General features: G+C 35.1%; 5 protein-coding genes. 1 reads left to right on the forward strand and 4 read right to left on the reverse strand.

Going from position 1 to position 7,844, the window contains the following annotated elements:
* Positions 1-1,470: 1,470 nt before the first annotated feature.
* From CQA44_RS10410 to CQA44_RS10430, 4 genes are all read right to left on the reverse strand, one after another.
* On the reverse strand, positions 1,471-1,713 hold the full coding sequence (locus CQA44_RS10410; RefSeq protein WP_147289791.1) for a hypothetical protein: 243 nt from the start codon (positions 1,711-1,713) through the stop codon (positions 1,471-1,473).
* Between the two features lie 241 nt (positions 1,714-1,954).
* On the reverse strand, positions 1,955-4,084 hold the full coding sequence (locus CQA44_RS10415) for a DEAD/DEAH box helicase (protein WP_115547176.1): 2,130 nt from the start codon (positions 4,082-4,084) through the stop codon (positions 1,955-1,957).
* The gene (locus CQA44_RS13305) at positions 4,081-6,027 is read right to left on the reverse strand and encodes a DNA methyltransferase (protein WP_309544893.1); all 1,947 of its coding nucleotides are present in this window, start codon (positions 6,025-6,027) and stop codon (positions 4,081-4,083) included. The genes CQA44_RS10415 and CQA44_RS13305 overlap by 4 nt, the downstream gene beginning before the upstream one ends.
* Before the next feature lie 22 nt (positions 6,028-6,049).
* Complete coding sequence (locus tag CQA44_RS10430; RefSeq protein ID WP_115547177.1) at positions 6,050-6,616, reverse strand: hypothetical protein; 567 nt, start codon at positions 6,614-6,616, stop codon at positions 6,050-6,052.
* A 206-nt stretch (positions 6,617-6,822) separates the two neighbouring features.
* Between CQA44_RS10430 and CQA44_RS10435 the strand changes: the two genes are divergently transcribed.
* The coding region (locus CQA44_RS10435; RefSeq protein WP_181881874.1) for an alpha/beta hydrolase at positions 6,823-7,844 on the forward strand (1,022 nt) is incomplete at its 3' end.

Raw genomic sequence — 7,844 nt, forward strand, 5'->3', positions numbered from 1 at the left:
TTGTCATTATGAACTTTGCAAAGCAAAGTGAAGAATCTCTTCTACTAGATTCTAAAAAGAGCAAAGAATCTAAAGCTTTAATAAAACTCTTAAATTAAGCTAAGTTAAGTATAGATTCTCAAAAGATTCTATTAGAGATACTTCAATGATAAAATATCACTTTATAGACTAGAGATACTTCGGGCTTTGCCCAAAGTAACGACAAAAGAAGGAGTCTTAGTATGATTAAGGGGAAAGTAGGCTCACAATGACAAATAAGAATCCTTGTCATTCTGAATTTGAGCGTAGCGAAAGTGAATAGTCTTTTATGTAGAATCTTTAAGATACTTCGGCTAAAGCCTTAAGAATGACAAATGAAAAATCCATTAATATCCTCAATGCTTTAACCCAATCCTGTCATTCATAAGTCCTTAGCAAAGAAACTAAAATATAGTTGTCAAATTTTAACTAAATTAACATTAATAATAGTGTCATTACCTTGTCATTATGAACCTTGCAAAGCAAAGTGAAGAATCTATAAGAATCTTTTATGCTAGATTCTAAAAGAGCAAAGAATCTAAAGATTCAATAAAACTCTTAAATTAGGCTAAGTGTAGAATCTTTTAAGTTTCTTTAACCAAAGGTTTTAACACAAAAGATTCCAATTATTTCTTAATGATTCGCTCATCTACTTTGACTTAATTCCTTTAACCTCATAGAATCTAAAATATGATTTAACCTTGTCTATTTTTAAACTATGCTTTAAAGCTTTTTAAACTCACTCCTTAAACCCCATTAAAACTTAAATCTAGCAGAGCCAATTCCCTGCTTTTTAAAAGCCCCTTTTTACCCTACTTTTAACAACCTACTTTTTAAAGTTCTTTATATTAACTTTTAAGGCTCATTTTCTAAACTCATTAAAGCTTTAGTTTTGTTATTTTGTATGTTTTATTGCTTTTAACAAGCACTTTTTTAAGCTTTTATATTAAGGTATTTTCATTAAACTTTTTTAAGCTCATTAAAGCTAATTGTATAAAGTAGCTAATTTAAGTATGTGCTAAGAGTTAGAATAAATTGCTTTACTTCTATTTCTCTAAAGCAACTAATATATGCTAGGGTGAATTTGGGTGTATAGTATCAATGACTGCCATTTCTCAAAACTAATTAATGGGGGGGGTATGTGCTACATTTGCTTTTTAAAAGCCCTCTCTATTAAAGCTCTTTTCTTAAAAACTCATTTTTTTCTAGCCTCCTTTTAACCTACACTTATTTTATATACAAAGCTCTTTCACCCCCTCTTTAGTTTCAATTCCTTACTAAATCCAAATGTTTGCTAAACCTAATTTTACATAAAGGCTAAATCTTTTATTTTAAACCTCAATGTTTTTTAAATCTGTTTAAATCGAATTTTAAATCCTGCTTTTTAAAAGCCCCCTCTATTAAAGCTCTTTTCTTAAAAACTTATCTTTTTCTAATCACCCCTTGAGAGAGCTATAAATTTCTTAAAACTTCACTAAAAATAGCAATTTTAGGCATTTTATTTTTGTGCTTAGAATCTGTGTTTAGTTTAGGAATTTTAGGCAAGACAAGGATTTTAGATAAGAGATGAGTTTTTGGGTGAAAGGATTTTAGATAGGAAAGAGTTTTTAAATAAGATAAGGATTTTAGATAAGATTTAGATATAAGATATTTCACGCCAAAAACTCTCATCGTCCTAAAAATTTCTATCGCCATAGCTGATGTTTCTAAATGAGTTAGATAATTTCAGGTTTATTTCACGCTAAAACTATGAAATGCAAGTGTGCCTCTCTCTATTAGAGTTAGATAAGGTTTATTTCATACTTTTATTTCACACTTAAAAGCTTTCATCACCCTAGCACACTATTTTTAGCATCTCTCTAGCTTAGTTTGAGTTAGGCTTTTCTTTTTTAGCATACCTATTCAAAGACACTAAGTTAAATCCACTTATGAGGTTTTAGTTAGGCTTTTTTAGCATATCTCTTAGCATATCTTTAGTTAGGCTTTGCTTTGTGTATAAATTACCTGCATACCAAATATCCCAACTCTTTCCTTTTTTCATAGGCAGATAAAAGTGATAGCCTGTTTTTGAGGCTACTGCTTTATAGCATTGCTTTAGGGCTTGTATTTTTGCCTCATATTCTCTATTGTCAATATTCATATTTTTAGCGATATTGAGGCTTTTTACCTCAAAGAGATGGATTCTATCCCTCCAATCCTTTAAAATAAAATCAGGGTAAGAAAAATGATAGCCCTCCAAGTAGTATTCAAACTTCAAGCAAGACCTAAAAGGAAAGTTTTTTCCTAAAAGATAAATATCTTCTGTATTAATGGCTATGCTTTTTATTAATTTTCCCTGCTTGCTCCCCTCCTTATTTGGGGCATTTTCCTCTCTTAAATCCATTAGAAAGTTAAGCCATTCTAGCTCACTCTTACTATCAAAATAAAAGCTACTCTCCCTATCTAGCCTCTGCCATATCCATCGCCCTAACCCACTCATTTCATAAGCACTCTTAGATACTATGCTCTCAAAAGGTAGCACACTCTCTAAGGGCTCTAGCTCTATATTCTCCTCATAATCTTGCATTAGAATATCGCATTGCTTTTTTATAGCCTTGAAATGATTATTAAATGCAAACCACCTCTGCACCCTCTCCCTTTCATCATCAGCCCCTAGCATATAATGGTAGCACTCTTTTTGCAATTCTTTATGAGTTTTGAGTTGTGCATACAGACTAAATATATCTTTCTTGCTTTCAGTCTCATTTTCTAGGATTTTTTCTACCTCTAGCTTCTTTGTTGTTGTTATTCTCTTTAGCCTTGTTGTGTGGATTTTTAGCTCCTCTTGGATTAGGTTTGTAAAAAGTCCTTCTTCTCCTTGCCCTCTTTCTCCTTGCAGACGCACTGCTATACTGCCCTCATTCTTTGGCTTGATTCCATACACATAAGCTTTAGTGATGAGTTCTTGCTCTCTCTTACTTAAAGATTCAAACTCTAAAAGACAGGGATTCCTCCTCACTCTACCGATGACTTGCTCATCTAACTGCCTAGATTTAGAATCTCTCATTTGATACAACATACAGGCTCTAGGTATATCCCACCCCTCGCTAATTACCATTTTAAAGATGATAATGTCTATGGTGCTTGTATTCTCTCTGGCATAATTTTTCCATTTTTTTAGGGGTAGTTTCTTTGCCTTAAGCTCATCATTGCTATCGCTTGAGTTTTTATCATCGACTATATACATCCACTTTAGGCTTGAAAACTCCACTTGAGAAAGAATCTTCTTAATCCTCTTTATTTCCTCATCAGCCCTCTGTTTATTTGAGATTTGAATGATAAAGCAGGGATTGATACCTAGCTTAAGATACTCCCTCTTAAGATTTAGAAACCTCTCTAAAGCCAAGCTCAATCCCTCCTCTAGCTTCCTCTCCTCCTCATCATACTCTACTGCTTTAATTAGCCTTGCAGTAACTGCCTCTGCCTCGCTTAACTCCACATCTGGAATCTGCCCCTTTGTGAGCTTAGGCGTAGCTGAAATATTTATCACCTTGCTAAAATACTTTCTGTTTGTATCTCTATAATCCCTTATAATCAAATCATCTAAATTATTCGTTGCAATATGGCATTCATCTTTGATGAGATAAATCTTTTTTTCTTGTATGGGCTTGAATTCCTCTCCCTCTCTTTGACTTCGCAAAAATCCCACAAAAGCCCCTTGCTTGAGTTTGCTTTTTTCCTTATACAAATCTCTAGGCAACACATAGACATTATACTCAAGCGGGATAAAGAGGGCATTTTCTCCTATATTTTGACTCTCTATCAAATAGGGCTTAAGATGCTTGAAATCCTTGCTAAAGCGTTGAAATGCCTTGAAGTTTTGCTCCCCCAAAGCCCCTTTTGAGAGGCTAGAAACGATGAAAATCGCTCTACTATCCCTCTTTAAAACCCTCTCCATAAAAGCCGCCATCATATAGGTTTTCCCGCTACCTGTGGGGGCTTTGAGAGTGATTTCATTTTTGTTTTCAAATGCTTCTAAAAGCTTTTGTATCACTTCTTTTTGTAAGTCAATCACTGCTTGGGTCATTTTTTCTCCTCTAAAGCCTTTGTAGTAAGCTCAAAGTTCTCACATATCCAAGCGATTTTCTCCTCTATATTGTCAAATTTTGCTAAACCATAAAGCTCCTCATCAATAAGCTCAAAGGCATTCTCTCCGCTTTTTTGTGCATAAGGACTTAGCTTTTCTATATGGCATACTTCTAAATTATCCCCATAAGGCTTGTTTTTTTCAAGCCATTTGAAAGACTTAGTCTTATCATAGCACTCTCCACTCATTATCCTTTTTAATCGCTTAGTCGTTACATCAATGGCTATGCCATTAGGATTTAAAGGAGTCTTTTCATTGTTTGTAATAAGGATAAACTTCCTCCTGCCCCCATCTTCTTTATTAAGCTCTAGCACAGCGTGCCCTGTCGTGCCACTCCCTGCAAAGAAATCAAGGACAATATCGCCCTCTGCATCTTGTGAATCTAGCTTGTGAGTTCCTTGCAAATCACCTTTGTCATATTTTTGTGAATCTAGCTTGTCATTGCAAGTATGGGTGAGTTGCGTGAGGCACGCACGAGGGCGTGAGGAGAGCGAAATATCCACTTTGTCATATTTGCAAGTGGGGCTTGTAGCTTCGCTCGTGCGAGGCTTTGAAAAAGCCGAAATATCCACTTTGTCATATTGAGGTTTTTGCATAGCAAAAGCCGAAATATCTCCGTTATTTACATTATGAGATTCTTCACTTGCTAAAGCAAGTTCAGAATGACAAGAAATGTTTTTAGAATCTTCATTTGAAAAATGATTTTCTTTGTCATATTGAGCCTGTGAAACAGGCGAAATATCTCTCACTTTGTTATTCTGAATTTGCAAAGCAAGTAAAGAATCTTTTGTTATAGAATCTTGAGATTCTCTAAGAGATTCTTCGCTACGCTCAGAATGACAAAGGTTACTAGATTCTTCAGCCTTGCTATGCAAAGCTTCAGAATGACACTCCATAAACTCACTCAAAGATACTTCCGCATTAGAATCTAGGCTACTATTTGGAGAAGTGGAGATTCTAAGAAGATGCTTGATGAGATTAACAGGCTTAGGATTAGCAAAAATTTTATCGCCCATTATATTTCTAACTTCATTAGCTCCACTATCACTATAAATGTTTTCGATAAATTTACTTTCATTGATAAGGTTATCATAGGCGTTACCGCTTTTTCTATAAATAATCTCTAATTTTTTATTATCTATCGCACAAAATTCATACATTTTCCTATATACACACCAAAATCCTTCACTTGTTTTTTGAAACTCTATAAATCCATTTGCATTGCCAAAATCAAAGAGTTTCTTACTCCAAGTGTAGCGGTAAGATTTTGGTTTCTTAATATTTTGATGATTTTTAAAATATGTTCCATCTGGAGCTTGTATTTCATAATCAAGACTCTCTAAATAATGAAAACTACTTGCAGAACAAGAGTGCATTAAGGGTGTAAGCTTATATCGCCCTCGTTCTTCAAAATATTCATCTGTTAGAACATAACCCTTTTGGAGTAAATCTTTTTCTGTGTTTTCATACTTATTTATATCAATTTCTTTTTTTACATAGCATAAAATATATTCACTTCTTGTATCTATGCTTTTATTTTCTGTTGTATTACCGCTAGGCTTATTTTTAGAATGCCACACCAAATTAGCTACAAAATTCTCCTCCCCAAAGACTTCATCAAAGAGGCATTTGACATAGGCTTGATTCTTATCATCGATAGAACAAAATATCACGCCATCTTCTTTTAGTAAATCTCTAGCAAGCTGCAAACGAGGATAGAGCATAGAGAGGAGATTATCTCTGCTTATGGCGTTGTCATAGTTAGTCTTAGCAAACTCGCCTAAATCATCTTTGCCATAAGGTGGGTCGATATAAATGACTTTGATTTTTTCTTTGTAAGTAATGAGGAGGTTTAAAAGAGCAGGATAATTATCACCAATAATGAGTTGATGAGTTAAATTCGGGCTACGCCCCCCCCCCCCCCGTAATTTCTAGCAGGCAATTCTTTTGCTTGTAAATATCTAAATTACCTATCTCTACATTACCTATCTCTAAATTCTTTGCCCCTAAATTTCTTTCCTCTAAATTCTCTGCCTCCAAACTCCCTGCATTAAAATTACTTGCCCATAAATGATTCCCTAAATCCCTTATTCCCAAACTCCCTGTGTTAAAAGCACTCTTAAAGCTTAAATTTTCATCTTTTTTTAGATAGGTTATACTATCGCCTTGCTTCTCAAGCCTTTTGTCAAAATGAAAGCCTGTTCTTTTCCAAGTCGTGCCAAGCGCAGCTATGCTAAGGGCTTCCTGTGTGGTTTGTGCCCTATCTATTAGCTTAATTAAAAGCTCGGCATTAGCTTCTTCTAGGATTTTATCTTCTACTCTATTTTTAAGCTCATCTTTTAGCCTATTTTTTAGGGATTTTAGTGTGTGGCTTGAGATTTCTTTTTCCTCTTGCTTAGTGTGTAGGTCTTGCTGCTCTGTGGCACGCCTATCCTGCCCTATTGGCTTATCTAAATCATCTTGTTTTTGCATTGCTTACCTTTTATGTTGTTTTAAAAATTATAGTGAAATTATAATGAAAAGTAGCTAAATTCCCCTTGACAGAGACTAGCTATCAGGTTTTATAATATCATTTTTAGATTCTAAAAATCTAAAAAACACAATACCAATCTAAAAAACACAACAAAATAAATTGTGTGCTACGGATTTAATAAAATAAAAGGATAAGAATGACGCAGATGACATTAAAACATAAAGTTTTTCGCTTTGTAATGATGTTAGCATTATTTCTAGGAGGTGCAGTAATGGCACAAGCAGACAAAACAAACAAAACAGAAAATTGGGACAAAGTCTTTGAAAAAAGCAATCAAGTAGTGGTGCAAAAGGTGAAATTCACCAATCGCTATGGGATTACATTGGTAGGGGAATTATACATTCCTAAAGAGATAAATAAAGCACAAAAGCTCCCTGCTATCGCAATCGCAGGACCATTTGGAGCAGTCAAAGAGCAAGCCTCTGGTTTCTACGCACAGACTTTAGCGCAAAAGGGCTTCATCACCCTAGCCTTTGACCCCTCCTACACAGGAGAGAGCGAGGGTAAGCCTAGAAATGTCGCCTCACCTGATATAAACACAGAGGATTTTAGTGCAGCGATAGATTTCTTAAGCAATCAAGCAAATGTAAATGCGGATAAAATCGGCGTTTTGGGAATCTGTGGATTTGGCGGATTCGCCCTTAATGTCGCCTCTATGGACACAAGGATTAAGGCGGTGGTAACCTCTACAATGTATGATATGTCTCGGGTAAATGCTAAGGGCTACTTTGATGAGATGGATAATGCAAAGGAGCGTTACAAGCTCAAAGAAAGCCTAAATAATCAACGCACAAAGGACTTTAAGAGCGGCACTTATGCTTTAGCTGCTGGTTTGCCCCAAAAGCTAAAAGGAGATGAGCCGCAATTTATCAAGGATTATTTTGATTATTATAAAACATCTCGTGGCTTTCACGCACGCTCTATCAACTCAAATGGCAATTGGAATCTCACCTCTTCTCTCTCATTTATCAATATGCCCATTCTTGCATACAGCGATGAAATCACTGCCGCAGTGCTTATGATACACGGTGATAAGGCACATAGCAAATATTTTAGCGAGGACGCCTACAAAAAGCTTAAGGGTAAAAACAAAGAATTACTCATTATCAAAGACGCTAATCACGTGGATTTATACGATAATGCAGAGAAAATTCCCTTTGATAAAAT

Source organism: Helicobacter sp. MIT 14-3879 (assembly GCF_003364125.1).

Coding starts and splice junctions, on each gene's coding strand:
- CQA44_RS10410 (WP_147289791.1), bottom strand. CDS start 1,713: ATGGCGATAGAAATTTTTAGGACGATGAGAGTTTTTGGCGTGAAATAT.
- CQA44_RS10415 (WP_115547176.1), bottom strand. CDS start 4,084: ATGACCCAAGCAGTGATTGACTTACAAAAAGAAGTGATACAAAAGCTT.
- CQA44_RS10430 (WP_115547177.1), bottom strand. CDS start 6,616: ATGCAAAAACAAGATGATTTAGATAAGCCAATAGGGCAGGATAGGCGT.